Raw genomic sequence first — 23891 nt, forward strand, 5'->3', positions numbered from 1 at the left:
TATTGCATGGATGCCCGCCGGGGAAAAGGGCCATTCCGCGTGGCCCGGCCCGCCCCGCCCTTGCCCCCGGCGCCGCGCGCCTCATATGTTGCCCATGCTGAAGTTCACGCCCCTTCTGCTCGCCCTGCTCTACGGGTTCGCGCTCTATCATTTCTCCGCCTGGCGCACCCGGCGCGAGCTCGATGCGAAATCGACCGAGCTGGCCGATCCGGTACTGCGGCGGCTGACCGATCGGATGGCCGCGGCGCTGGAGCTGCCGCGCATCCGCGTCCATATCTACGAGATCGATCCCGTGAACGGGCTCGCGGCGCCCGACGGGCGGATCTTCATCACCCGCGGCTTTTATCGCAAATACCAAAGCGGCGAGGTCACGGCCGAGGAACTGTCCTCGGTGATCGCCCATGAGCTCGGCCACGTGGCGCTCGGCCACACCCGGCGGCGGATGATCGACTTCTCGGGCCAGAACGCGCTGCGCACGGCGCTCGCGATGGTGCTGGCGCGCTTCGTGCCGATCATCGGGGCCTGGGTCGCCAATATGGTCACCTCGATGCTGGCGGCGCGCCTCTCGCGCGGCGATGAGTACGAGGCCGACGAATACGCCTCGGCGCTGCTGACCAAGGCCGGGATCGGCACCGGGCCGCAGAAAGACCTCTTCCTCAAGCTCGACGCCCTGACCGCCCAGCGCGCCGGCGTCACCCCGGCCTGGCTCATGAGCCACCCCAAGACCGCCGAACGCATCGCCGCGATCGAAGCGCGCGAGGCCCGCTGGCAGGTGGATTGACGCACGTCCGGCGACGGGCTGACCCTGCCAAAAACCCTTGTCCTGACCGGCGCGGACCGCTAGCCCATCCCAAAACCTTCGGCACCGGGGCGACAACGCATGACATACAGAGCGGATATCGACGGGCTGCGCGCCATCGCGGTGGGCGTGATCGTCCTGTTCCACATCGGGCTGCATCAGCTTTCCGGCGGCTTCATCGGGGTCGATATCTTCTTCGTCATCTCCGGCTACCTGATCACGACGATCGTGCTGCGCGACCTCGCGGCGGGGCGGTTTTCGTTCCGAAATTTCTACATGCGCCGCCTGCGCCGTCTCGGCCCCGCGCTGCTGGTGACGCTCGCGGTCACGCTCATTTTCGGCTACCTGCTCTTCACGCCCGATCTCTTCGCGGCCCTGGCCTGGTCCAGCATCGCCGCGATCTTCTCGCTTTCGAATGTGCTCTTCTGGCTCCAGTCGGGCTACTTCGATACCGACGCGATCCTCAAGCCGCTGCTCCACACCTGGTCGCTCGCCGTCGAGGAGCAATTCTACCTGATCTGGCCCGCCGCGCTTTTGCTGCTTGCCCCTGCCGGACGGCTCGGGGCGCGGGGCCTTTTGGTGCTAGCCGCGGTGGGGCTCACGAGCCTTCTGGCGGCGGAGCTGATGCTGGAGCGCGATCCTGCCGGGGCCTTCTTCCTGCCGATGTTCCGGCTCGCCGAGTTCGGTATCGGCGCGGGCCTCGCTGTCCATGGCCGGACCCTGCGGCCCGGGCCGGCGGCAAGCCTTGCCTCCCTCCTTGGCCTCGCGCTCATCGCCGTCACGAGCGTGACCTTCTCCGAAGACATGCGCTTTCCCGGCCTTGCCGCGCTCCTGCCCTGCCTGGGCTCGGGGCTGATCATCCTCGCCGGTCCCGGCGCGCTCGCCAATCGCCTGCTGGCGCGTCAGCCCTTCCGCTACATCGGCCGCATCAGCTATTCGCTCTATCTCGTCCACTGGCCTGTCGTGGTGTTCCTCTCCTACCGCTTCGGCGCGCCTGACCACCGCGACGAGATCATCATTCTCGCGGTCGTGTCGCTCGCCCTCGGCGCGCTGCTCTATCATCTGATCGAGACGCCATTTCGCCGGACCCGCGGCGATGGCGCGTTCCGGGTGAGTGGGCGGCAATTGACGGGCGGCGCCCTCGCACTCGTCTTCGCCCTGACCGCCACCAGCGGCGCGATCATCGCACAGGATGGCATCCCCGGTCGCATGAATGCACAGACCACTGCACTGCTGAGCGAAATCGCGAAAGGCGATGCGGCGCGCGGGATCGGCATCCGCCGCCGTGATTGCCACGTGAAGGCCGATGTCCCGGCCGAATTCTACGACACCAACGACGATCTCTGCCTGCCGCCCGAACGGCGCGAGATGATCGTGGTCATGGGCGACAGCCACGCAGCCGACATTTATTTCGCGCTCGAGACCCGCTTCCCCGATCTCAACATCGTCCAGATGACCGGCGCGGGCTGCGCCTTCAGCCGCCCCTATAACGCCCACAACCACTGCAGCATCGTGGTCGGGAAATCGGAAACCTGGCTTCCCGAGAACGCCGCGAATATCCGTGCCGTGATCTATTCCCAAAGGGGCAGCACGGCGCTCGACGGCGCGAAATCGGCCCCGCTCGAAGAGCGCCCCCTGCCCCCCGGCGCGTTCGACCATCTCAGATCCCATCTCGACCGGATCGCAGGGCTCGGCATCCCGGTCCTGCTCTGGGGCCCGCGGCCCGAGTTTCATCCAGAAATCGAGGTGATGGTCGCGCGGGAAGGCACGCGCGGGGCAGTGGTCAAAGCCTATGCCAAGCTCGAACACGCCAAGCTCCGCGATCTGGATGCCGCCATGCGCGCAGCTTTCGCGAGCAGCGCGGTGGACTATCACTCCACGATGGAGACGCTCTGCACCCCGGATTGCCCGGTGATCACCCCCGAGGGCCAGTTCGTGATCAACGATTTCTATCACTGGTCGCCGGAAGGCGGGCAATATGTCACGGATCTGATGCTGGAGAGCTGGCCGGCCCTGCGCGAGGCGCTGCGGTAACCGGCCCTAGCCGAGACGTTCCTTGAGTCGCGCGTGTACCTCGGGCGTGACGAAATGGGAGACGTCCCCGCCGAGCCGGGCGATTTCCTTGACCAGCTTGGACGCGATCGCCTGATGCTTGGCCTCGGCCATGAGGAACACCGTCTCGACCGAGCTGTCGAGCACGCGGTTCATGCCAACCATCTGGTATTCGTATTCGAAATCCGCCACGGCCCGCAGGCCGCGAATGATCATCTGCGCGCCCACATCGCGGGCACAGTCGATCAGCAGGTTCTCGAACGGATGCACGACGATCTCGGTACCGGTGCGCGCGCCGAGGTCGCTGCAGATCGTCTCGATCATCACAACGCGCTCTTCAAGTGTAAACAGCGGCGCCTTGTCGCGGTTGATCGCCACGCCGATCACCAGCCGGTCCACCAAGGCGCAGGCGCGCTCGATGATGTCGATATGGCCAAGCGTGACCGGGTCGAATGTGCCGGGATAGAGCCCAATGCGCATGGCGCGTCTCCGCTTTCGTCTCGCCGCGCGCGCGCAGCATCGGTTTCGTCGCGCGCACGCAACATTATTGCCCGGAGAAATGCAAGCGAAAGCCGCAAGCTGCCGGTGCGGCGTTGCCCAGCGTCCCGGATGCCCCCGTCGCCTCCGGGGATCAGAAGCCCATGATCATCCCTTGAAGCGCGTCTTTTTCCATGGCCAGCTCCGAGAGCCGCGCCTTGACCACGTCGCCCAGGGTGATCAGCCCTACAAGCTGGCCGCCCTCGACCACCGGCATGTGGCGGAACCGCCCCTCCGTCATGCGCGCGAGGATCGCATCGGCCAGATCGTCGCGCGCGCAGGTCTGCAGATCGCGCGTCATCATCTCGTCGACGGACCAACCCAGACAGACCGCGCCGCGCGCCGCCAGCGCCCGGACGATGTCGCGCTCCGACAGGATCCCCTCCGCGCGGGTGCCATCGGTGGAAATGACCACCGTCCCGATGCGGCGCTCGGCGAGGATCGTCGCGGCGTCCGAAACCAGCGTTCCGGGCTCCACGGTGACGACCCCGTCATCGCCCTTGGATTTCAGAATTTGATGGACCAACATTAATCGTACTCCTCCCAACCCTTGTGCCTGAAGCCTCGCCGGTGGGCCGGGCCCTGTCAAGAATTCCCTTCCCGCAGCGTCACCTCCCGGCGCAGCCCCTCGCTCAGCGCGGAGGCAAAACGCCCCAGCCGTTCGAGCCGCAGATCATCCACATGGCGCAGCAGGTAATAGCTCCGGCGGATCCTCCGGTCTGGCAGGACCGGGACGACCTCGGGCGCGAAGGGCAGCGCGAAATCATGCAGCACCCCAAGCCCGCAGCCCTGCCGGACCCAGTTCATCTGGACGCTGACCGAGTTGGAGGCGAGGCCGACGCGGTCGATCCCGAACTCCGACAGATAGTCGAGCTCCTTGTCGAAGATCATGTCGGGGATGTAGCCGACCATCCGGTGCCCCGCGAGATCCTCCAGCGCCGTGATCGGCCCGTGGCGCGCGAGGTAGTCGCGACTCGCGCCGAGCACGAGGTGATAGTCGGTGATCTTCTGGACAGCGAGCCGCCCGGCGGTGGGGGCCGAGACGGCGATGGCCAGATCCGCCTCGCGCCGGGTCAGGTTGAAATCGCGCGGCAGGGCGATGATCTGGATCTCCAGGTCGGGGTTGTCATCCATGATCGCGGCGCAGACCTGCGGCAGCAGGAAGTTGGCGCATCCGTCGGGCGCGCCGAGCCGGATCAGCCCGGTCAGCCGGTTGGGATCGCCGCTCACCGCCTCGACCCCGTCCTGCATCGCCTGCTCGACCCGTTCTGCATGGGCTTGCAGCCGCTGGCCGGCGATGGTGAGCGCATAGCCCTGGGGCGACTTGGCAAAGAGCGGCACCGCCATCTCCGCCTCCAGCCGGGAAATCCGCCGCCCCACCGTCGCCGGATCGACCCGGAGCGATTTGCCTGCCGCCGACAGGCTCTCGGCCCGCGCCACCGCGAGGAAAGCTTTCATGTCATCCCAGTTGCGCATCGCCCCTCTTGCATTTTTGCAAAACCTCTTTGGGATATTTCCTCTTTAACCGAAAGAAATGCAAGACTAGGGTGCGCCCAACCGAGAAAACCCGGCCCCAGGAGGACCCCTATGCAAGATCTGACCCATTTCATCGACGGCGCCCGCGACGCAGGCAGCCCCGAGCGCTATGCCGAGGTGTTCAACCCCGCCACCGGCGAGGTTCAGGCCCGCGTGCCGCTGGCCTCCAAGGCCGAGATCGACGCCGTGATCGCGCGCGCCGCGGAGGCCCAGGTCGGCTGGGGCGCGACCAACCCGCAGCGCCGCGCCCGCGTCATGATGAAATTCGGCGCGCTGATCAACGAGCACATGGACGAGCTGGCTGAGCTGGTTAGCCGTGAGCACGGCAAGACCCTGCCCGATGCGCGCGGCGACGTGCAGCGTGGGCTGGAAGTCGTCGAGGTCTGCATGGGCGCGCCGAGCCAGCTCAAGGGCGAGTACATGAACGGCGGCGGCCCGGGCATTGACCTGTATTCCATGCGCCAGCCCCTCGGCGTCGTGGCCGGCATCACGCCCTTCAACTTCCCCGCGATGATCCCGCTGTGGAAGATGGCGCCTGCCCTCGCCTGCGGCAACGCGATGATCCTCAAGCCCTCCGAGCGCTGTCCCTCGACCGCACTGCGCCTGGCCGAACTGCTGCAGGAAGCGGGTCTGCCGGACGGTGTGCTCCAGGTCGTCAACGGCGACAAGGAAGCGGTGGACGCGCTGCTCGACAACGAGACAATCCAGGCCGTGGGCTTCGTCGGCTCCACCCCGATCGCGCAGTATATCTATGGCCGGGCGGCCGCGAACGGCAAGCGCGCGCAATGTTTCGGCGGCGCCAAGAACCACATGATCATCATGCCCGACGCAGATCTCGACAAGGCGGCCGACGCGCTGGTGGGCGCGGGTTTCGGCGCGGCTGGCGAACGCTGCATGGCGATCTCCGTGGCGGTTCCCGTTGGTGAGAAAACGGCCGATGCGCTGATCGAACGACTGGTGCCGCGCATCGAAAAGCTGAAGGTCGGCCCCTACACCGCCGGCGCGGACGTGGACTACGGCCCCGTCATCACCAAAGCCGCCGAGACGCGCATTCGCGGGCTCATCGACAGCGGCGTGTCCGAGGGCGCCGATCTGGTGGTCGACGGCCGCGATTTCAGCCTGCAGGGCTACGAGAAGGGGTTCTTCATCGGCCCGTCGATGTTTGACCGCGTCACGCCGGACATGGAAATCTACCGCGAGGAGATCTTCGGCCCGGTCCTGACCCAGGTCCGCGCCGCAAGCTACGAGGACGCGCTCAAGCTCACCATGGACAACCCCTACGGCAACGGCACCGCGATCTACACCGCCGACGGCGACACCGCGCGCGATTTCGCCAGCCGCGTCAACGTGGGCATGGTCGGGATCAACTTCCCGATCCCGGTGCCGCTCTCCTACTTCAGCTTCGGCGGCTGGAAGAAATCGGCCTTCGGCGATCTCAACCAATACGGCCCCGACGCGTTCCGGTTCTACACCCGCACCAAGACCGTGACCGAGCGCTGGTTCTCGGGCATCAAGGACGGCGGCGAGTTCCACTTCAAGCAGATGGACTGACCGCGCGCCCGCGCGCAGAGACATCAAACGCAAACGGGCCGGCGCATCTGCACCGGCCCGTTTGGCATTGGCCCGCCCGGCTTACCGCCCGAGGATCTTGCGCACGTAATCCTGCGTTTCGCGATAGGGTGGCACGTCGCCGTATTTCTTCACCGCCTGCGGCCCCGCGTTATAGGCCGCAAGGGCCAGCCGCCAGGTGCGGAACTCGCGGTATTGCTCGGCCAGATAGCGCGCCCCGCCCTCGAGGTTTTCCTCCGGCACAGCCGCGTTCACCCGCAGGTAGCGCGCCGTTCCGGGCATGAGCTGGGCCAACCCGAGCGCCCCCTTGTGCGACTTCGCCGTGGGGTTCCACCCCGATTCCTGCTGGATCAGCCGCAAATAGAGGTCCTCGGGGATTCCGTGGCGCCGCGCCGCATCCCGCGCGACCGACAGGTAGATCCCGCGATAGCGCCCCGTATAGGCCGGCGTCGCCCCATTGAGCGAGGGCGTATAGACCGACGGCGGCTGCAGCCGCACCGAGTTGGCATATTGCGAGGCCGCCCGGTTATCGAGAATGTCCGTCTGCGAGCGAAACAGCATCTGGCGGTTCTTGGTCGAGAGCAGATCCGCCGCCCCCGCCCCGGGTAGGAGCAGCATTGCCCCCAATACCACCCCTGCCCCCAAAGTCCGGCATCCTGCGCGCCATTGTCCCGACATCCTGCCCCCGTCCATAGTTTCGTGGCTCTGCGCGCTCGCGGTTCTCCCGGTCCCCCGCGCGCTCGCGGCACTATACCCGTCCGTCGCGGAATTTCCACATCCCGCGCATGGTATCGCCCCGGCGGGCTGTGTAACCTGAGCGGAAACACGCCAGACAGATTCGAAAGGAGCATCATGGCAGGCTCGGTCAACAAGGTCATTTTGGTAGGCAACCTGGGGCGCGACCCCGAGGTGCGCACCTTTCAGAACGGCGGCAAGGTGTGCAACCTGCGCATCGCCACATCCGAAAACTGGAAGGATCGCAACACCGGCGAGCGGCGCGAGCGCACCGAATGGCATTCGGTGGCGATCTTTTCCGAACCGCTCGCCCGCATCGCCGAGCAGTATTTGCGCAAGGGCTCCAAGGTCTATCTCGAAGGCCAGCTCGAGACCCGCAAATGGCAGGACCAGTCCGGCCAGGATCGCTATTCCACCGAGGTCGTCCTGCGGCCCTATCGCGGCGAGTTGACGCTGCTTGACGGGCGCGGCGAAGGCGGCGGGTCGGGCGGCGGCTCCGGGGGCGGTTATGGCGGTAGCGGCGGCGGCTACGGCGGCTCGGACGCGGGCGGCGGCTATGGCGATGACCGCTTCGGCGATCAGGGCGGCAGCGCCCCGAGCAGTGGCGGCAGCCGTGGTGGCGGCGGCGGCTCCAACTCCGATCTGGACGACGAAATCCCGTTCTGATCCCTCAAGGCCCCGGCCGGCGCCAGCGCGCGCCCCGGGGCGCCCCACCCCCCGCGCCATATCTCAAGGATCGCCATGAACAGGATCGGGATCATAATCGCCGCCGTCATCGTTCTGGTGCCCTTCGCCTCGGTCGCGCTCGGGCTTCGGCTCTATCCGGCCTCGCTGCTCTTCGGCATCCTCGCGCTGATGCTCGCCCCGCTGGCGATCCACAAGGTGCCAAGCCCGAACTGGTCGGCGGGGCTCCTCGTCGGGCTGGCCTTCTTCGCCAGCTTTCCGGTCAAGAAGCTCGAGATCGTCGGCGGGCCGGTGCAGGAAGTGCTCTGCACGCTCGCTTACGGCGCGGTCCTGTGGCTCGTGGGGCTGGGTTGGAAGCGGAAATGGTCTTAAGGTAATACCTTAAGAACAGTCCTGATCATATTGATATCAGTAATATATTAATTCGTGAGAGCGTCGCGCAGAAGATCCAGAACAGCGTCACGCGGCACGTCCGATGTCACAAAAGCCTCCCCGATCCCACGCGCCAGCACGAAGTGCAGCGTTCCGGCCACGACCTTCTTGTCCTGCCCCATAAGGCCGAGCAGCGCCTCTGCATCAGGCAGAGCGCCGGGAATATCGGCGATGTCGGTTTTCATGCCCATCTCGCGCAGGTGCGCGCGCACGCGGCTCGGCTCCTCCTGTGAGCAAAGCCCCAGCCGCGACGACAGCTCATAGGCCAACGCGCAGCCCACCGCCACGCCCTCGCCATGGAGCAGCCGGTCGGAATAGCCCGTCGCGGCCTCCAGCGCATGGCAGAAGGTATGGCCAAGGTTGAGCAGCGCGCGATCCCCCTGTTCGGTCTCGTCGCGCACGACGATCTCGGCCTTCATCTCGACCGAGCGGCGCACCGCGCGGGCGCGCGCCGCCGCATCGCCCGCACGCATCGCCGGCCCGTTGACCTCCAGCCATTCGAAAAACGCCGCATCGCCCAGAAGCCCGTATTTCACCACCTCGCCGTAGCCTGCGAGGAAATCGCGCTCGGTCAGGGTTTCGAGCGCGCCGATGTCGGCCAGCACCAGCGCGGGCTGGTGGAAAGCGCCGATGAGGTTCTTGCCCTGCGGCGCGTTGATCCCGGTCTTGCCGCCCACCGAGCTGTCGACCTGCGCCAGCAGACTCGTCGGGATCTGGACAAAGCCGACCCCGCGCCGGAGCACCGCCGCGGCAAACCCCACGAGATCCCCGATCACCCCGCCGCCGAGCGCGACCACCAGATCACCCCGCTCAACGCGCTGCTCGAGCAGCCATTCGACCGTGCGGGTGAACTCGGGCCAGGCTTTCGTGCTCTCGCCCGCGGGCAGGATCAGCGCCTCGCTCTCGATCCCCGCCGCGGTGAGCCCGTCGCGGAGCGCCTCGAGATGACGGCCCGCGACATTGTCATCGGTCACGATCGCGAGCCGCGGACGCTTGAGCATCGGCGCGATCTCGCGCCCCGCCGCGGCAATCAGCCCCGGCCCGATGCGCACATCATATGCCCGCGCGCCAAGCGGCACGTGAACGGTCTCGATCGTCAAGCCGGACATGTAAACACTCCCTCATGGGCCCGGATCGCTTCCAGTACCCGCTGCGTCATTGCCTCGATGCTCAGCCCCTCTTCCGCCATGACCCGCAGCGTCGCCTCCGCATAAGACGGAACGCGCTGATCCTGCAGCGTTGCGAGCGTCTCGCGCGGGTTGTCGGTGCGCAGCAGCGGGCGGGTGTCCTTGTTGCGCACCCGCGCCCAGAGCAGGTCCAGATCCGCATCGAGCCAGACCGAGACGCCCCGCTCGGCGATGAGCCGCCGGTTGCGCTCGGACAGAAACGCGCCGCCCCCGGTCGAGAGCACGCAAGGCGCGCCCTCAAGCAGCCGCCGGATCACCTCGGTCTCGCGCCGGCGAAAGAAGCTCTCGCCATCGCGGGCGAAAATCTCGGAGATGGACATGGCCGCCGCGCGTTCGATTTCGGCATCCGAATCGAGGAAGGGCACTCCAAGCCGCTCGGCCAGCGCCCGGCCGATGGCGCTCTTGCCAGCCCCCATCATCCCCACCATGACCACGGTTTTTTCCAGTCTGCAGGCCATCTTCCCCCGGGACCCTCGAGTGATGCCCCGACGGGCGGAGCATTGCCTTTTTCGTCTTTGCCGTCCTGAATGGCGTGAACTCCGGGAAAAGACCATATATAAAAGCGGAAAAACAACAGGCAGGCAGCGGCGGAACATCATGGGTCGGCTCATCAAATATCTCTTCTATCTCCTTGTGCTCGCGGGCGTGGCGCTGGTGGGCTATGCCTATCTCGGCCCGCTTCTGGGCGTCGATTTCTCGCCGCGACAGATGGAGATTCGCGCCCCGGTGACGCTGAATGCCGAGTGACGCGCCCACCGGCCGCAGCCGCGCGGCCCTCGGGCTCGCGGGGCTCATCGCGCTTTGCGCAGGCGCGGTCCCCGCGCTGGAGGCCGCATCGGGGGCCGCGCGCCTCCTGACGGGGGCGGCCGAGGAGGTGGCGCTGCGGGTCGAGACCCCGGGCGTGGACGTCGCGCCGCTTGGCGCGGAGGGGGCGCTCCTGACCGGGCTTTTGCCCTTTTCCGTGACCGGCCTGCCGCCCTCGCTCTGGGCAGCCAGCGATGGCGAGGCGCTGGTGCGGGCGCTCGCACGCCTGCCCGCCCCGCGCCTTCCGGCGCTCCAGGACCAGCTTCACGATCTGCTTCTGGCCGAGGCAAGCCCGCCCAAATCCGCCTCTGGCGCCTCCTCCCCGACACCCCGCTTCCTGACCGCGCGGATCGATGCGCTGCTGCGCGTGGGTGCGGTGGAAGAGGCCGGCGCTCTGCTCGACCGGCTCGACATCCGCGCGAGTGAGCTCACCGCCCGCGCGTTCGACATCGCCCTGCTGATCGGGACGGAAAACACCGCCTGCGCCCGCATCGACGGGACCACCGTCATCGCGCCCTCGCTGCCCGCGCGCATCTTCTGCCTTGCGCGGGGGGGCGATTGGTCCGCCGCCGCGCTGGCCTTCGGGACCGGCGGCGCCCTTGGCCGGATCCCGCCCGCTGATGAGGCCCTGCTGGAGCGGTTCCTGCATCCTGAGTTCTACGAAGAGGCCGGCCCGCTGCCGCCGCCCGCCGAGATCAGCCCGCTGCGGTTCCGGATCCACGAATCCCTCGGCGAGCCGTTGCCGACGGAGGCCCTGCCGCTGACCTATGCGGTCTCGGACCTGCGCGGGGTGAGCGGCTGGCGGGCCCAGATCACCGCCGCCGAACGGCTTGCGGCGGCGGGTGCGCTGCCCGGCAACCGGCTTCTGGCGATCCTCACCGAGCGCAGCCCGGCCGCCTCTGGCGGGATCTGGGACCGGGCCGAAGCGGTGCAGGCGCTCGACCGGGCGCTCATCGCACGCGACGCGGCCGCGGTGGCCGGCGCGCTGCCCGAGGCCTGGGCGCGGGCACAGGCGGCCGGGCTCGCCGGACCGCTGGCCGAGATGTTCGGCCAGCAGGTCTGGGCCATGGGCCTCTCGGGCACGCCGGGAGATATCGCTTTCGATCTCGCGCTGCTCACCGACGCCTACGAATCCGCCGCCCGCGCGCGCCGGGTCTCGCGCCGCATCGACGGGATGCTGATCGCGCTCGCCAAGGGCCAGCCGGGAAGCGCGCGGCCGCGGACCCTGCGCGAGGCCGCGATCCGCGACGGGTTCACCCTCGAGCCGCCCGCCGCCCGGGCCGAAATGCTCGCCGAAGGCCGGCTCGGCGAGGCGGTGCTGGCCGCGCTGGCCGATCTCTCGGACGGGCCCGAGAGCGCACCGGCACAGATCCGCAGCGGCCTTTCAACCCTGCGCGCCGCCGGGCTCGAAGACACCGCGCGGCGCACCGGCCTGCAACTCCTGCTTCTGGGCGCGCCGGAATGAGCGGGCCCCCGGAGGCCGGATCGGGCGCAGACGCGCAGGCGCCCCGCCCCGAAGCGCTCCCCGAAGCCCGCCGCTGGATCGAGGCGTTTCTCGACGCGCAAGCCGCCGACCTCGGCGCGGCGCGCAACACCCTCCTGGCCTACCGCCGCGATCTTGACGATTTCATCGCCTGGCTCGGCCCGACCGGCCCCGCGCTGGACGCGATCACCCGCGAGGATATCGAGGCCTATCTCATCGCCTGCGATGCCGAGGGGCTCGCCCGCGCGACCCGCGCCCGGCGGCTCTCCTCGATCCGCCAACTCTACCGTTTCGCCTTCGAGGAAGGGCTGCGCCCCGACAACCCCGCGATCCGGATCCGTGGCCCCGGCCGCGACAAGCGCCTGCCAAAGACGCTCACTGAAGACGAGGTCGACCGGCTGCTCGACGCCGCGCGCCGGACCGCCCGCGCCGAGGGCGACCGGCTGCGCAACACCTGCCTGATGGAGCTGCTCTATGCCACGGGGATGCGGGTCACCGAGCTTGTCTCGCTGCCCGTCGCGAGCGCGCGGGGCAACCCGGTGATGCTGCTGATCAAGGGCAAGGGCGGCAAGGAACGCATGGTCCCGCTCTCGCCGCCCGCGCGTGAAGCGCTGGCCCGCTGGCTTGCCCACCGTGACGCCGCCGAGGAGCTGGCGCGGCGCGAGCGCGGCGCGGCGCTGACCCCGTGGCTGTTTCCCTCGCGCGGCGCGCTCGGCCACCTCACACGCCACCGCTTCTACGCGCTGATCAAGGAGCTGGCCGTGGCCGGGGGCGTCTCGGCCGCCAAGGTAACGCCCCACACCCTCCGCCACGCATTCGCGACCCACCTCCTTGCCCGCGGCGCGGATCTGCGCGCGATCCAGACCATGCTCGGCCACGCCGATGTCTCGACCACCGAGATCTACACCCATGTGCTGGAGAGCCGCCTGAGGGAGCTTGTCGAGGAGCATCACCCGCTCGCCGCCGCCCCCCTGCCCCCCGCCGGGGGCAGGTAGCCCCGGGGCAGAGCCGCGCGCCCGCTTGATTGCCCCGCCCGCCGCCCCCATAAGAGCGCAAGGACAGTTGAAAGGCTTGACAGATGGACGCGGCCACACCGTTGATTGATGCGACCTTCTGGATCACCTGCGGGGCGATCCTCATCCTGCTGGTCTGTTCGGGGTTCTTCTCGGGCTCCGAGACCGCGCTGACCGCCGCCTCGCGCGGCAAGCTCCGGGCCCAGGCCGACCGGGGCCAGCGCGGCGCGCAGCAGGCGCTCGCGATCACCGAGGACAACGAGCGCCTGATCGGCTCGGTGCTGCTGGGCAACAACCTCGTCAACATCCTCGCGACCTCCCTCGCGACCGCCCTCTTCACCCGCCTCTTCGGCGAAAGCGGCGTGGCGCTGGCCACGGTGGTGATGACGCTGCTGGTGCTGATCTTCGCCGAGGTCCTGCCCAAGACCTACGCCATCACCAACGCCGAGACCGCCGCCGCCATCGTCGCGCGTCCCATCGGCCTTGTGGTCACCATCTTCGCGCCCGTGGTCACGGCCGTGCGCTGGCTGGTGCGCGGGGTGTTGCGGCTCTTCGGCGTCCAGACCGACCCGGACGCCCATTTCCTCGCCGTGCGCGAAGAGATCGCCGGCGCGCTGCAACTGGGCCATTCGGAGGGCGTGGTGGAGAAGGAGGACCGCGACCGGATCCTCGGCGCGCTCGACCTCTCGGACCGCTTCGTCGAGGAGATCATGCTCCACCGCTCGCAGATCGAGATGATCAACGCCGATGACGAGCCCGCCGCGATCCTCGCCCAATGCCTCGAAAGCCCGCACACGCGCCTGCCCGTCTTCCGCAACGATCCCGAAAACATCATCGGTCTGATCCACGCCAAGGACCTGCTGCGCGCGATGCACGCGATGATGTTCGGCCCCGACGCCACGCCCGAGGGCCTGCGCAGCTTTGCCATCGCCAATGTCGCGATGGAGCCCTACTTCATCCCCGAGACCACCACGCTCGACGACCAGATGCGCGAATTCCTCCGCCGCCGGACGCATTTCGCCCTCGTGGTCGATGAATACGGCGCGCTGCAGGGGCTCATCACGCTCGAAGACATCCTCGAAGAGATCGTGGGCGAAATCACCGACGAGTTCGACCGCCATGAGGACAGCCAGGTTCGCCGCGCCGAGGACGGCGCGTTCATCGTCGATGGGGCGATGACGATCCGCGATCTCAACCGCGCCACCGACTGGGCGCTCCCCGATGACGAGGCCAACACCATCGCCGGGCTCGTGATCCACGAGGCCCAGACCATCCCCACCACGGGCCAGGTCTTTTCCTTCCACGGCTTCCGCTTCGAGGTGCTCGCGCGCAAGGACAACCGCATCACCCGGCTCAAGATGCGCCCCCTCTGAGCGCAGGCCACCCTCAGCCGTTAACCTTGTGTTAACCAAATGCGTTGACAGGTCCCGCCCCGATCTCGAATATATTTCCGTTCAAGCTTTCGGGAGATATTCATGAAACACCTTGTCGCGGCGGTTTTCGCCCTGTTGATCGGTCAGGCCGCAAGCGCCGCCACGGTGGTCGTCGACACCAATCCGAACATCAACACCGGCTACTCCGGCACCACCATCACGAACGGGGTGCAACACATTGACGTGTTGGCGAACGGGCAGAGCGATTTGCGTTTCGTTGCGGGGAGCTACTTTGGTGGCATCTCCTTCGCGCTCGTCTCTGGGGGGAGCTACGCAACCGACGGAAAGCTCTATCAGACAAGTATCGCCCGGTTTCGAGACGCGGTTTCTCTCGAGTATTTCCTGACCGGCTTCTCGGTTGGTGACCTCGTGGGAGAACCGGGGGCAACATTCGGCTCATCTGGGAAACTGTATGACGACACCTTTCTGAGCGAAAAAGGCCCCCTCAAAGCGCCCGGATCGACCGCCTACATCGGCTTTCGCATTCAAGCCAGCAGCACCTACGGGACAGATGATGGCCTCTATTTTATCGGCGCCCCCGAAGAGACCTACTATGGCTACATCGAACTCACCCGGGGCAGCGTGATCCTGGGCGATATCGGCCTGTCAGGCATCAGCGGCGCCTCCGTGCTCATTCCCGCCAGCAGCTCGGGCGGGACGAGCACCGTGCCGCTGCCGGCGGGCATGCCGCTCCTTCTGGCCGGTCTCGGCGGCTTCGCGGCGCTGCGCCGCAAAGCGCGCGCCTGAGCCGCGGGCCCCCAGGTTCACCTCCGGAAAGCGGGCGTCCGCGCCCCTTTCCCCCATTCGCCCATGCACCCGCGCGCGGAGACAAAGACCGCAAGAGCAAAGGCCCGGTATGCCCCAAAGGCGCGGATGATCACCGATATCCAAGACTTTTTCACGCGCGTCCGCGGTGCTTTGCGTAGACGCAGAAAACTGTTCGATGCGATGTAGTGAGCTATCCGAACGAGACCCCGAGCGCGCGAGCCAATCGCTTGGCGGCCTCGACGGCCTCATCACCGCGCAGCGGCCATGCCTGTGTCAGGCCCTCGATGATCACGAGCAGCTCGGTTTCGACCTCAACAAGACCGGTTGCAGCCACCGCTTAGGACGCGACCTCCGCCTTGCGGCGTTCGCGAAGCTCTCGGAGTGGGCCGCTCGAGACATGGAAACTCACCAACCCGGTTTGCAGGCACCCCCAAGATTTTCCTTGTCTCCCGGCGGGGTGATCGGCTGAAATGGCGCAAAGGGAGGCGCCCATGAGTGATCCGGATTTCACCATCGGCATCGAGGAAGAATACCTTCTCGTCGATACCGAGACCATGGCGCTGGCCGAGGCGCCCGAGGCGCTGATGGCCGATTGCTCGGCCGCGCTGGAGGGCCAGTTCAGCCCCGAGTTCCTGCAATGCCAGGTCGAGATCGGCACCCGCGTCTGCGCCAACGTGACCGAGGCACGCGAGGATCTCAAACGCCTGCGCAGTACGGTGGCCAAGGCCGCCGCCGCCTACGGGCTCGCCCCGATCGCCGCCTCCTGCCATCCCTTCGCCGATTGGAAGCAGCAAAGCCACACCGACCGCGAGCGCTACAAGGCGCTGCATCGGAGCATGGGCAGCGTGGCCGACCGGCTGCTCATCTGCGGGATGCATGTCCATGTGGGCCTCGGCGATGACACGCTGCGTATCGACCTGATGCGACAAGCCAGCTATTTCCTGCCCCACCTGCTGGCGCTCTCCGCCTCCTCCCCCTTCTGGCAAGGGCAGGACACACGCATGGCGAGTTTTCGCATTTCGGTCTTCGACAACATGCCCCGCACCGGCCTGCCGCCGCAGTTCTCGGCCTGGTCGGACTACCAGCGCTCGGTCGATACGCTGGTTGATCTCGGCTGCATCGAGGACAGCACCAAGATCTGGTGGGACATGCGCCCCTCGGCCCGGTTCCCGACGCTGGAGACCCGGATCATGGATGTCCAGCCGCGGCTCGAACACGCGCTCACGCTGGCCGCGCTCAACCAATGCCTGATGCGGATGCTGACGCGGCTGCGCCGCCGGAACCAGCGCTGGCGGATCTATGATCCCTTCCTCATCGCCGAAAACCGCTGGCGCGCGCAGCGCTACGGCACGACCGAAGGACTGATCGATTTCGGCGAGGCGGCGATCAAGCCTTTCCCGGAGCTGATGAGCGAACTCGTGGGCCTTCTGAGCGAGGACGCCGCGGCTCTGGGCTGCACCGATGAGCTCGCCGCGGTGCAGGATATCCTCGCCTCAGGCACCAGCGCCGAGCGCCAGCGCGCCGTTCTCACCGAAGAAAGCGGCGGCTCGGACGCGGGCGAGCCCCCCGCCGAGCCCGCCCTGCGCGCCGTCGTCGCGCACCTCATCGAGGAGTATCACGCCGATCTCTGAGCCCCGCCCCCTGCCGCGCAGGGGCCGCGCTCAATTCTCGGTATGCACCTTCTCGGTCCCCGGCGCGTAATGCTGGCTTTCCTTGCCGAAATAGCCCTTGAGCCGCCCGGTCCCGATCCCGGCCTTGTAGACCGCCTTGACGAGGTATTTCCGCCCCTTGATCGGCGCCGCGATGACATTGACCACCGCATCGAGATAGCGGCTGATCGCATAGGGCACGACGCGCCCCAAAGGGACCTTGCGCAGCCGCACGCTGTTGGCAGCCTGATCGCGGGCCCGGGCGAATTGATAGGAGATCCTGAGCCGGCTCTGCGGTGTCGGCTCCTCGACGATCGCGCTCGGGATCCAGCCGACCTTGCCGCCCGCCGCCGCCATGTCGAGCGAGAAGCGCGTGTCGGACCCGCCCGTGAATTGCAGAGCCTCGTTGAACCGGATGCCGAGCGCCGAGACCGTCGACAGCCGCGCGCACCAGTTGTTGGTGTAGACCGGGAATTTCCAGTCCGTGCCCTCTACGGCCATACGAGCGCGGCGCCGGTTGCGCTTCTTGCCGCGCTCCAACAGATATTCGAGACAGGCCTTGTTCCAAAAGCCCAGCTCCCCCTTCGCGGCGGTGTAATGCACCGGCCCCCCCGCAAGATCGAGCCCGCGCGCCTGCAGTCCACCGAAGAGTTCCACCAGCCAGTCGGACCGCACCAACTCGTCGTCATCGACAAAGGTGAGAAAATCGCAGCCCTCGGCGAGGGCCATATCGAGAACACGATTGCGCGCCATCGGGATGCCCGGCCGCGTTTCCAGCTCAAGCTTGGCGGAATAGCCCGTCCGCCCGGCAAACTCGTCGACGATTTCCTGCATGCTCAGCGCGGCGTCGTTCTCGGCGAAGAGAAAGACAACCTCGATGCCCTCGGGAAGCGCCATCGCCTCGAAGCTCTCCAGCATTTCGGCGAACATCACCGGACGGCGGCGGGTAATCGCCCCGACCCCGAGTTTCAACTGCTCCGCCATGCCCGTCTCCTGACCCAATCGCGCTCCAACCCACCTGTCTCAAGAAGCGCGGATCGCGTCAACTGAGCAAGCGCGGCTTACTCCGCCGCGACCGACTTCGCCTCGAGCATCGGTCCAAGATAGCGACCGGTATGGCTGCGCGGTTCCTGCGCCACCTTTTCCGGCGTGCCCACGGCCACGATTTCGCCCCCGCCATCGCCACCTTCCGGTCCGATATCGATGATCCAATCCGCGGTCTTGATCACGTCGAGATTGTGTTCGATGACCACAACCGTGTTGCCCTGATCCACCAACTCATGCAGCACTTCGAGAAGTTTGCGCACGTCCTCGAAATGCAGGCCCGTGGTCGGCTCATCAAGGATGTACAGCGTCCGCCCCGTCGAGCGTTTGCTGAGCTCCTTCGACAGCTTCACCCGCTGCGCTTCGCCGCCCGAGAGCGTCGTCGCCTGCTGACCCACCTTGATATACCCAAGCCCCACGCGCATCAGCGCATCCATCTTCTCGCGGATCGATGGAACGGCCTTGAAGAACTCCTGAGCATCTTCAACCGTCATATCAAGAACGTCCGCTATGCTCTTGCCTTTGAACGTAATTTCCAAAGTCTCACGGTTGTACCTCTTGCCCCCGCAGGTCTCGCAAGTGACGTAGACGTCCGGCAGGAAATGCATCTCGATCTTGATCACGCCGTCGCCGGTGCAGGCCTCACAGCGCCCGCCCTTGACGTTGAACGAAAACCGCCCCGGCTTGTAGCCCCGCGCCTTGGCCTCGGGCAGGCCCGCGAACCAGTCGCGGATCGGGGTGAAGGCCCCGGTGTAAGTGGCTGGATTCGAACGCGGCGTCCGGCCGATGGGGCGTTGATCGATGTCGATCACCTTGTCCAGATGTTCAAGCCCCTTGATCGTCTCGCACGGCGCCGGCGTCTGGCGCGCGCCGTTGAGCCGCATGGAGGCCGTCTTGAAGAGCGTCTCGATCGTCAGCGTCGACTTTCCGCCGCCGGACACGCCTGAGACACAGACGAATTTGCCCAGGGGAAACTCGGCCGTCACCTTCTTTAGGTTGTTACCCGTCGCCTTTACGACCTTGATTTTCTTTCCGTTTCCGGTGCGCCGTGTGCCGGGCACCGCGATCTCGCGCGCGCCGGAGAGGTATTGCCCCGTGACCGATCCCGCATCGGCGGTGATGGCCTCAGGCGTTCCGTGGCTGACGACCTGGCCGCCATGAACCCCGGCGCCGGGGCCGATGTCGAAGACATAGTCCGCCTCGCGGATCGCCTCCTCGTCGTGCTCGACGACGATCACCGTATTGCCTTGATCGCGCAGGTTTTTCAGCGTGGTGAGAAGCCGATCGTTGTCGCGCTGATGCAGGCCGATGGAGGGCTCGTCGAGGACATAGAGCACGCCCGTCAGGCCGCTCCCGATCTGGGAAGCGAGCCGAATCCGTTGGCTCTCCCCGCCCGAAAGCGTGCCCGCGTTGCGGCTCAGGGTGAGGTATTCGAGCCCGACGTTGTTGAGAAAACCGAGCCGTTCGCGAATTTCCTTAAGGATCGCGCCGGCGATTTCGTTCTTTTGCTTGCTGAGCCGCGCGGGCACCTCTTCGCACCAATCAAATGCCTCTTTGATAGACATTTCAACGACTTGCCCGACGTGAAGGTCCGCGATCTTCACCGCAAGCGCCTCTTCGCGCAGCCGGTAGCCGCCACAGGTCCCGCAGGACCGGTTGTTCTGATAGCGCTCGAATTCCTCGCGGACCCAGTTGCTGTCGGTCTCGCGGTAACGCCGCTGCATGTTGGGGATCACGCCCTCGAAGGTTCGCGAAATCTGGTAAACGCGGCCGCCTTCGTCATAGCGGAACTGGATCTCCTCCTCGCCGGAGCCATAGAGGAACACCTGTTTGACTGGGGCCGGCAAATCCTTCCAGCGCGCGCGCTTGTCGAACGCGTAATGCTTTGAAATCGCATCGATTGTCTGGGTGAAATAGGGGGATTTCCCCTTGCGCCACGGCGCGATGGCGCCATCGCCCACCGCGAGCGTCACGTCGGGGACAACAAGTTGCTCATCGAAGAACAGCTCAACCCCGAGACCGTCGCATTCCGGGCAGGCTCCGAAGGGCGCGTTGAAGGAAAACAGCCGCGGTTCGATCTCGGGAATAGTGAACCCGCTGACCGGACAGGCGAAATTCTCGGAGAAGGTGATCCGCTCGGGCTCGCCTTCCTTCGGCGCGGTCTCGAAAATGGCGATTCCGTCGGCAAGGTCGAGCGCGGTGCGGAAACTGTCGGCCAGCCGCGTTTCCATCCCCTCGCGCACAACGATCCGGTCCACCACAACGTCGATGTCATGGCGGAACTTCTTGTCCAGCGTGGGCGGCTCGTCGAGCTCGTAAAACGCCCCGTCGACCTTGACCCGTTGGAAGCCCTGCTTTCGCAGATCCATGAATTCCTTGCGATATTCCCCTTTCCGATCCCGCACGATCGGCGCGAGAAGAAAGGCGCGCGTCCCCTCTTCCAGCCCCATGACCCGGTCGACCATGTCCTGCACCTGCTGCGCTTCGATCGGCAGGCCGGTGGCGGGGGAATAGGGCGTGCCCGCGCGGGCGAAAAGCAGGCGGAGGTAGTCGTAGATCTCGGTCACGGTGCCCACGGTCGAGCGCGGGTTCTTGGAGGTGGTCTTTTGCTCGATGGAAATCGCCGGGCTCAGACCCGCGATGTGATCCACATCGGGCTTTTCCATCATATCCAGGAATTGGCGCGCATAGGCCGAGAGCGATTCGACGTAGCGCCGCTGCCCTTCGGCATAGATCGTATCGAACGCGAGCGAGGATTTCCCCGAGCCCGAAAGCCCGGTGATCACCACCAGCTGGTCCCGCGGGATATCGACGTCGATCCCCTTGAGATTGTGTTCCCGCGCGCCGCGGACTTCGATGAACTTCTGCTCAGCCATGAGACACCTTCTGTCAACGGGACAGGACATAGGTCCTTTGCCCCGAGTCTCCAATGGGTCACGCGGAACAAAATAGGAACTCGGGTCGATTATGTCGAGAGCTTTCGCCGCCGTGCGAGCCAGGCATGCACAGCGATGCCCCCGGCGCAGAGGACGAGCACGTATCCGACCACCCCCGAAAAGCCAGATTGAGCGATCAGGAAGGCAAGGATCGGCGGGCCCAGCGTCGAGCCGACATTGCCCATCTGCGCGAGCGCTCCGGCGGCGTTGGCGCGGTCTGTGAGCGAGTCGGAGAGCGCGCCGAGCAGAGCGAAACTGGCGCTGGAGGAGAAGCCCGAAACGCACATCATCGCGATGGCAAGAAGGGTGAAAATCCCGTCCTGTCCGAGGGTTAGAGCCAGCGGCAGCACCATCAGCCCCATCAGCAGAAAACCGGCCTGCGCAACCGGGACCGGGTTGAAATAGCGCAGGGCGAGCACGCCGAGGGTGAGCGAGAGGCAGAGCGAGGCGAGCGGCATGCTGGCCGAAAAGCCCGGGCGAAGCGGCTCGGCGACGAAGCCCGGCAGGTAGGTGAGCAGCGCCACGTAGGCGGCCGTGTACCACACGAACCCGAGGCCTGGCGCGGCAACCACGGGGCTGGCATAGATCCGCCGGTGGACGGCGATCCAGTCGGAAAGCGAGCTGCGGCTGCGGTTCGGGAGCGGGACGGATGGCTCATCGGCGGGCAGCGCGACGAAGAGTGTGCCGGCCAGCGCAAGCATGATCCCGCCGTGGGCGATGAGCAGCGCGGGCAATCCGCCAAGGGCGAGCACTGGCGGCGCAAGCAGGGCGAGCAGCGCATAGGACACGGCGAAGAACGTGCCCCAGAGGGCCATGGCGGCCGAGCGGGCGCGGCCTGAGCTATGGGACGAGATGAGCACCGGGCCGGCAACGACGATGAGGATATGCGACGCCCCTTCGATCAGGCGCAGGGCGATCATCAGCGGATAGCCCGGCAGGCTGGCCTCGACAAAGGAGAGCACCCCGCCCGATGCAAGCCCGTAGACGATCGCCCGGCGAAACCCGATCCGGCCGACGATCACGCCCGCGGCGATGCCGAAGATGAGCCCGCACAGCCCCACGGCGGAGACGAGGAACCCGATCTGCGCCGGCGATACCGGATAGCGCGCGGCGACCCCGTCAATGGCGATCGCAACCTTGCCGAACTGGGCCGCGGCACCGAGGCCGGCAAACCAGATCAGGAACACTAGTGGAACATGGGTGCGCGCGGGCGGCAGGGTGAGGGTCGCGGTCATGGGGCATCGTTAGCGCGTATCGCGGCCACAGGGGAAGGCGCAAACCGCGGCGCAGTCGAGCAAAATTGGAGCGACCTGCGGAAGTCGTTTTGCCGCAATCCCTTATGGTGCAGAGCTCATCTTGCTGAATCGCGTGGCGCCTAGCCCACGCGGCTGTAGTGCGAGGTCATGACGTAGGATTTGCGCGGCCCCTGCACCACCCATTCGCTGCTCCAGCTCGGGAACCGGGAGAAATCATAGCGCACGTGATAGCGGTCCGGGCCGCAGTCGTGTCGGGCTTCGGGCGCCTCGGCGTTGGGATCGAACCTGTGGAAGGGCCGGCCGTCATCATAGCGCACGTCGATGAGCGCGCCCTCGGCCCGGAAGAGATAGCGACGTTCGGCGTGCATGGGCCGTTCACCGGGCAGATGCAGCGTGCCGTGTTCATGATAGACCATGCCGGAGCCCTGGCCGCGATCCTCAGGGCGAATCTCGGCTTTGCCGATGAATTGGGCGCTGCGGCCATCCGCCTCAAGGATGACGCGCCCCAGCTTCCACGCCCCTTGAAGCATGTCCAATGTGAGCGGGTCGTCTTTGGCGATATCTTTCATTGCTTTGCTCTTCATCTTGTGGCCCGGCCCCGGACCTTCTAAACCCCGCGTCAAATCCCCGCGATCGAGAAGGCTGCCCATGATCCCCCGCTATTCCCGCCCCGAAATGGTTAACATCTGGTCGCCGGAAACGAAATTCCGGATTTGGTTCGAAATCGAGGCCCATGCCTGCGATGCGCAGGCCGATCTCGGGGTGATCCCCAAGGCCAATGCCGAGGCAGTCTGGAAGGCGCAGGATGTCGAGTTCGACGTGGCGCGGATCGACGAGATCGAGGCCGTCACCAAACACGACGTCATCGCCTTCCTCACCCATCTGGCCGAGATTATCGGCAATGACGAAGCGCGCTTCGTGCATCAGGGGATGACCTCCTCGGATGTGCTCGACACGACGTTCAACGTCCAGCTCGCGCGCGCGGCCGATATCCTGATCGCGGATGTCGAGGGCCTGCTCGCCGCGCTGAAGCGCCGGGCGCTGGAGCACAAGGACACCGTCCGCATCGGCCGCTCCCACGGGATCCACGCCGAGCCGACCACCATGGGCCTCACCTTCGCGCGCTTCTATGCCGAGATGGACCGCAACCTCGCCCGCTTGCGCACCGCGCGAGATGAGATCGCCACTGGCGCGATTTCCGGCGCCGTCGGCACCTTCGCCAACATCGACCCGGCGGTCGAGGAGCATGTCTGCGCCAAGATGGGCCTCACGCCCGAGCCGATCAGCACGCAAGTGATCCCGCGCGACCGGCACGCGGCGTTTTTCGCCACGCTCGGCGTGGTGGCCAGCTCCGTCGAAAATATCGCCACCGAAATCCGCCACATGCAGCGGACCGAGGTGCTGGAGGCCGAAGAGTTCTTCTCCAAGGGCCAGAAGGGCTCCTCGGCGATGCCGCACAAGCGCAACCCGGTCCTGACCGAAAACCTCACCGGCCTCGCGCGCCTCGTGCGCGGCATGGTGATTCCAGCGCTGGAGAACGTGGCGCTCTGGCACGAGCGCGACATCTCGCACAGCTCGGTCGAGCGCAACATCGGCCCCGATGCCACCGTGACGCTCGATTTCGCGCTCTCCCGGCTCACCGGCGTGATCGACAAGCTCGTGGTCTACCCCGAAACCATGCTCGCCAACATGAACAAGTTCCGCGGTCTGGTGATGAGCCAGCGCGTGCTTCTGGCCCTGACGCAAGCGGGTGTGAGCCGCGAGGACGCCTATCGCCTCGTGCAGCGCAATGCGATGAAGGTCTGGGAGCAAGGCAAGGATTTCAAAGAAGAACTTCTGGGCGATGACGAGGTGCGCGCGGCGCTTTCGGAGCAGGAGATCGAGGAGAAATTCGACCTCGGCTACCACACCAAACACGTCGATACGATCTTCGCCCGCGTCTTCGGCGCCTGATCTCCGGGCGGCCCGCCCGAT

Annotated in this window: 23 protein-coding genes; 12 read left to right on the forward strand and 11 right to left on the reverse strand. The window is 66.4% G+C overall.

What is annotated here, in order from left to right; genetic code table 11:
- Positions 1-94: 94 nt before the first annotated feature.
- Together BM353_RS14190 and BM353_RS14195 are read left to right on the forward strand one after the other, a co-directional pair.
- Entirely contained in the window at positions 95-781 is a 687-nt protein-coding gene (locus BM353_RS14190) for a M48 family metallopeptidase (RefSeq protein WP_092081998.1), read from the forward strand.
- A 99-nt stretch (positions 782-880) separates the two neighbouring features.
- Complete coding sequence (locus tag BM353_RS14195; protein ID WP_092082000.1) at positions 881-2833, forward strand: acyltransferase family protein; 1953 nt, start codon at positions 881-883, stop codon at positions 2831-2833.
- Positions 2834-2839: 6 nt separating this feature from the next.
- Here the strand turns inward: BM353_RS14195 and coaD are convergent, their stop codons facing one another.
- The 3 genes from coaD to BM353_RS14210 form a co-directional block, all read right to left on the reverse strand.
- Positions 2840-3331 (reverse strand): pantetheine-phosphate adenylyltransferase, encoded by a 492-nt coding sequence (gene coaD / locus BM353_RS14200; RefSeq protein ID WP_092082002.1) that lies wholly within the window; start codon positions 3329-3331, stop codon positions 2840-2842.
- A 151-nt stretch (positions 3332-3482) separates the two neighbouring features.
- Positions 3483-3917 (reverse strand): CBS domain-containing protein, encoded by a 435-nt coding sequence (locus tag BM353_RS14205; protein ID WP_092082004.1) that lies wholly within the window; start codon positions 3915-3917, stop codon positions 3483-3485.
- Between the two features lie 56 nt (positions 3918-3973).
- Complete coding sequence (locus BM353_RS14210; protein ID WP_092082006.1) at positions 3974-4864, reverse strand: LysR family transcriptional regulator; 891 nt, start codon at positions 4862-4864, stop codon at positions 3974-3976.
- 111 nt (positions 4865-4975) lie between these two features.
- Between BM353_RS14210 and BM353_RS14215 the strand changes: the two genes are divergently transcribed.
- Positions 4976-6475: a CoA-acylating methylmalonate-semialdehyde dehydrogenase gene (locus tag BM353_RS14215; protein WP_092082008.1), complete on the forward strand. Its 1500-nt coding sequence runs from the start codon at positions 4976-4978 to the stop codon at positions 6473-6475.
- Positions 6476-6556: 81 nt separating this feature from the next.
- On the opposite strand, the gene BM353_RS14220 is transcribed toward BM353_RS14215, so the two are convergent.
- On the reverse strand, positions 6557-7111 hold the full coding sequence (locus BM353_RS14220; protein WP_245759663.1) for a lytic transglycosylase domain-containing protein: 555 nt from the start codon (positions 7109-7111) through the stop codon (positions 6557-6559).
- A 234-nt stretch (positions 7112-7345) separates the two neighbouring features.
- Here BM353_RS14220 and ssb point away from each other — a divergent pair, with 234 nt between their 5' ends.
- Together ssb and BM353_RS14230 are read left to right on the forward strand one after the other, a co-directional pair.
- Entirely contained in the window at positions 7346-7894 is a 549-nt protein-coding gene (gene ssb / locus BM353_RS14225; protein ID WP_092082012.1) for a single-stranded DNA-binding protein, read from the forward strand.
- A 75-nt stretch (positions 7895-7969) separates the two neighbouring features.
- The gene (locus BM353_RS14230; protein ID WP_092082014.1) at positions 7970-8284 is read left to right on the forward strand and encodes a hypothetical protein; all 315 of its coding nucleotides are present in this window, start codon (positions 7970-7972) and stop codon (positions 8282-8284) included.
- Positions 8285-8331: 47 nt separating this feature from the next.
- On the opposite strand, the gene aroB is transcribed toward BM353_RS14230, so the two are convergent.
- Both aroB and BM353_RS14240 read right to left on the reverse strand, forming a co-directional pair.
- Entirely contained in the window at positions 8332-9453 is a 1122-nt protein-coding gene (gene aroB, locus BM353_RS14235; protein WP_092082016.1) for a 3-dehydroquinate synthase, read from the reverse strand.
- Complete coding sequence (locus BM353_RS14240) at positions 9441-10013, reverse strand: shikimate kinase (RefSeq protein WP_281248129.1); 573 nt, start codon at positions 10011-10013, stop codon at positions 9441-9443. Before BM353_RS14240 ends, aroB begins: the two co-directional genes overlap by 13 nt.
- A gap of 115 nt (positions 10014-10128) precedes the next feature.
- Between BM353_RS14240 and BM353_RS16980 the strand changes: the two genes are divergently transcribed.
- The 5 genes from BM353_RS16980 to BM353_RS14260 all read left to right on the forward strand — a co-directional run bounded on the left by BM353_RS16980 (position 10129) and on the right by BM353_RS14260 (position 15011).
- A complete protein-coding gene (locus tag BM353_RS16980; RefSeq protein ID WP_177220561.1) occupies positions 10129-10278 on the forward strand; it encodes a hypothetical protein in 150 nt (49 codons plus the stop codon).
- Entirely contained in the window at positions 10268-11800 is a 1533-nt protein-coding gene (locus BM353_RS14245) for a hypothetical protein (protein WP_092082018.1), read from the forward strand. Before BM353_RS16980 ends, BM353_RS14245 begins: the two co-directional genes overlap by 11 nt.
- Positions 11797-12813 (forward strand): site-specific tyrosine recombinase XerD, encoded by a 1017-nt coding sequence (locus BM353_RS14250; protein WP_092082020.1) that lies wholly within the window; start codon positions 11797-11799, stop codon positions 12811-12813. Before BM353_RS14245 ends, BM353_RS14250 begins: the two co-directional genes overlap by 4 nt.
- Positions 12814-12896: 83 nt before the next feature.
- Positions 12897-14204: an HlyC/CorC family transporter gene (locus BM353_RS14255; RefSeq protein ID WP_092082022.1), complete on the forward strand. Its 1308-nt coding sequence runs from the start codon at positions 12897-12899 to the stop codon at positions 14202-14204.
- A gap of 102 nt (positions 14205-14306) precedes the next feature.
- Entirely contained in the window at positions 14307-15011 is a 705-nt protein-coding gene (locus tag BM353_RS14260) for a VPLPA-CTERM sorting domain-containing protein (protein ID WP_092082024.1), read from the forward strand.
- Between the two features lie 211 nt (positions 15012-15222).
- On the opposite strand, the gene BM353_RS16985 is transcribed toward BM353_RS14260, so the two are convergent.
- Positions 15223-15366: a hypothetical protein gene (locus BM353_RS16985; RefSeq protein ID WP_177220562.1), complete on the reverse strand. Its 144-nt coding sequence runs from the start codon at positions 15364-15366 to the stop codon at positions 15223-15225.
- A gap of 157 nt (positions 15367-15523) precedes the next feature.
- Between BM353_RS16985 and BM353_RS14265 the strand changes: the two genes are divergently transcribed.
- A complete protein-coding gene (locus BM353_RS14265; RefSeq protein WP_092082026.1) occupies positions 15524-16663 on the forward strand; it encodes a carboxylate-amine ligase in 1140 nt (379 codons plus the stop codon).
- A gap of 30 nt (positions 16664-16693) precedes the next feature.
- On the opposite strand, the gene BM353_RS14270 is transcribed toward BM353_RS14265, so the two are convergent.
- The 4 genes from BM353_RS14270 to BM353_RS14285 form a co-directional block, all read right to left on the reverse strand.
- Positions 16694-17665 (reverse strand): glycosyltransferase family 2 protein, encoded by a 972-nt coding sequence (locus BM353_RS14270; protein ID WP_092082028.1) that lies wholly within the window; start codon positions 17663-17665, stop codon positions 16694-16696.
- A gap of 77 nt (positions 17666-17742) precedes the next feature.
- Positions 17743-20601: an excinuclease ABC subunit UvrA gene (gene uvrA, locus BM353_RS14275; protein WP_092082030.1), complete on the reverse strand. Its 2859-nt coding sequence runs from the start codon at positions 20599-20601 to the stop codon at positions 17743-17745.
- A gap of 89 nt (positions 20602-20690) precedes the next feature.
- Positions 20691-21896 (reverse strand): MFS transporter, encoded by a 1206-nt coding sequence (locus BM353_RS14280; RefSeq protein ID WP_092082032.1) that lies wholly within the window; start codon positions 21894-21896, stop codon positions 20691-20693.
- Between the two features lie 140 nt (positions 21897-22036).
- On the reverse strand, positions 22037-22486 hold the full coding sequence (locus BM353_RS14285; protein ID WP_245759665.1) for a DUF6314 family protein: 450 nt from the start codon (positions 22484-22486) through the stop codon (positions 22037-22039).
- A gap of 79 nt (positions 22487-22565) precedes the next feature.
- Between BM353_RS14285 and purB the strand changes: the two genes are divergently transcribed.
- Positions 22566-23870, forward strand: a complete 1305-nt coding sequence (purB, locus tag BM353_RS14290; RefSeq protein WP_092082034.1) for an adenylosuccinate lyase — start codon at positions 22566-22568, stop codon at positions 23868-23870.
- The last annotated feature ends 21 nt before the right edge of the window (positions 23871-23891 follow it).

The organism is Poseidonocella sedimentorum (genome assembly GCF_900116005.1).
Taxonomy (GTDB): Bacteria; Pseudomonadota; Alphaproteobacteria; order Rhodobacterales; family Rhodobacteraceae; genus Poseidonocella; species Poseidonocella sedimentorum.

Coding starts and splice junctions, on each gene's coding strand:
- BM353_RS14190 (WP_092081998.1), top strand. CDS start 95: ATGCTGAAGTTCACGCCCCTTCTGCTCGCCCTGCTCTACGGGTTCGCG.
- BM353_RS14195 (WP_092082000.1), top strand. CDS start 881: ATGACATACAGAGCGGATATCGACGGGCTGCGCGCCATCGCGGTGGGC.
- coaD (WP_092082002.1), bottom strand. CDS start 3,331: ATGCGCATTGGGCTCTATCCCGGCACATTCGACCCGGTCACGCTTGGC.
- BM353_RS14205 (WP_092082004.1), bottom strand. CDS start 3,917: ATGTTGGTCCATCAAATTCTGAAATCCAAGGGCGATGACGGGGTCGTC.
- BM353_RS14210 (WP_092082006.1), bottom strand. CDS start 4,864: ATGCGCAACTGGGATGACATGAAAGCTTTCCTCGCGGTGGCGCGGGCC.
- BM353_RS14215 (WP_092082008.1), top strand. CDS start 4,976: ATGCAAGATCTGACCCATTTCATCGACGGCGCCCGCGACGCAGGCAGC.
- BM353_RS14220 (WP_245759663.1), bottom strand. CDS start 7,111: ATGCTGCTCCTACCCGGGGCGGGGGCGGCGGATCTGCTCTCGACCAAG.
- ssb (WP_092082012.1), top strand. CDS start 7,346: ATGGCAGGCTCGGTCAACAAGGTCATTTTGGTAGGCAACCTGGGGCGC.
- BM353_RS14230 (WP_092082014.1), top strand. CDS start 7,970: ATGAACAGGATCGGGATCATAATCGCCGCCGTCATCGTTCTGGTGCCC.
- aroB (WP_092082016.1), bottom strand. CDS start 9,453: ATGTCCGGCTTGACGATCGAGACCGTTCACGTGCCGCTTGGCGCGCGG.
- BM353_RS16980 (WP_177220561.1), top strand. CDS start 10,129: ATGGGTCGGCTCATCAAATATCTCTTCTATCTCCTTGTGCTCGCGGGC.
- BM353_RS14245 (WP_092082018.1), top strand. CDS start 10,268: ATGCCGAGTGACGCGCCCACCGGCCGCAGCCGCGCGGCCCTCGGGCTC.
- BM353_RS14250 (WP_092082020.1), top strand. CDS start 11,797: ATGAGCGGGCCCCCGGAGGCCGGATCGGGCGCAGACGCGCAGGCGCCC.
- BM353_RS14255 (WP_092082022.1), top strand. CDS start 12,897: ATGGACGCGGCCACACCGTTGATTGATGCGACCTTCTGGATCACCTGC.
- BM353_RS14260 (WP_092082024.1), top strand. CDS start 14,307: ATGAAACACCTTGTCGCGGCGGTTTTCGCCCTGTTGATCGGTCAGGCC.
- BM353_RS14265 (WP_092082026.1), top strand. CDS start 15,524: ATGAGTGATCCGGATTTCACCATCGGCATCGAGGAAGAATACCTTCTC.
- BM353_RS14270 (WP_092082028.1), bottom strand. CDS start 17,665: ATGGCGGAGCAGTTGAAACTCGGGGTCGGGGCGATTACCCGCCGCCGT.
- uvrA (WP_092082030.1), bottom strand. CDS start 20,601: ATGGCTGAGCAGAAGTTCATCGAAGTCCGCGGCGCGCGGGAACACAAT.
- BM353_RS14280 (WP_092082032.1), bottom strand. CDS start 21,896: ATGACCGCGACCCTCACCCTGCCGCCCGCGCGCACCCATGTTCCACTA.
- BM353_RS14285 (WP_245759665.1), bottom strand. CDS start 22,486: ATGAAAGATATCGCCAAAGACGACCCGCTCACATTGGACATGCTTCAA.
- purB (WP_092082034.1), top strand. CDS start 22,566: ATGATCCCCCGCTATTCCCGCCCCGAAATGGTTAACATCTGGTCGCCG.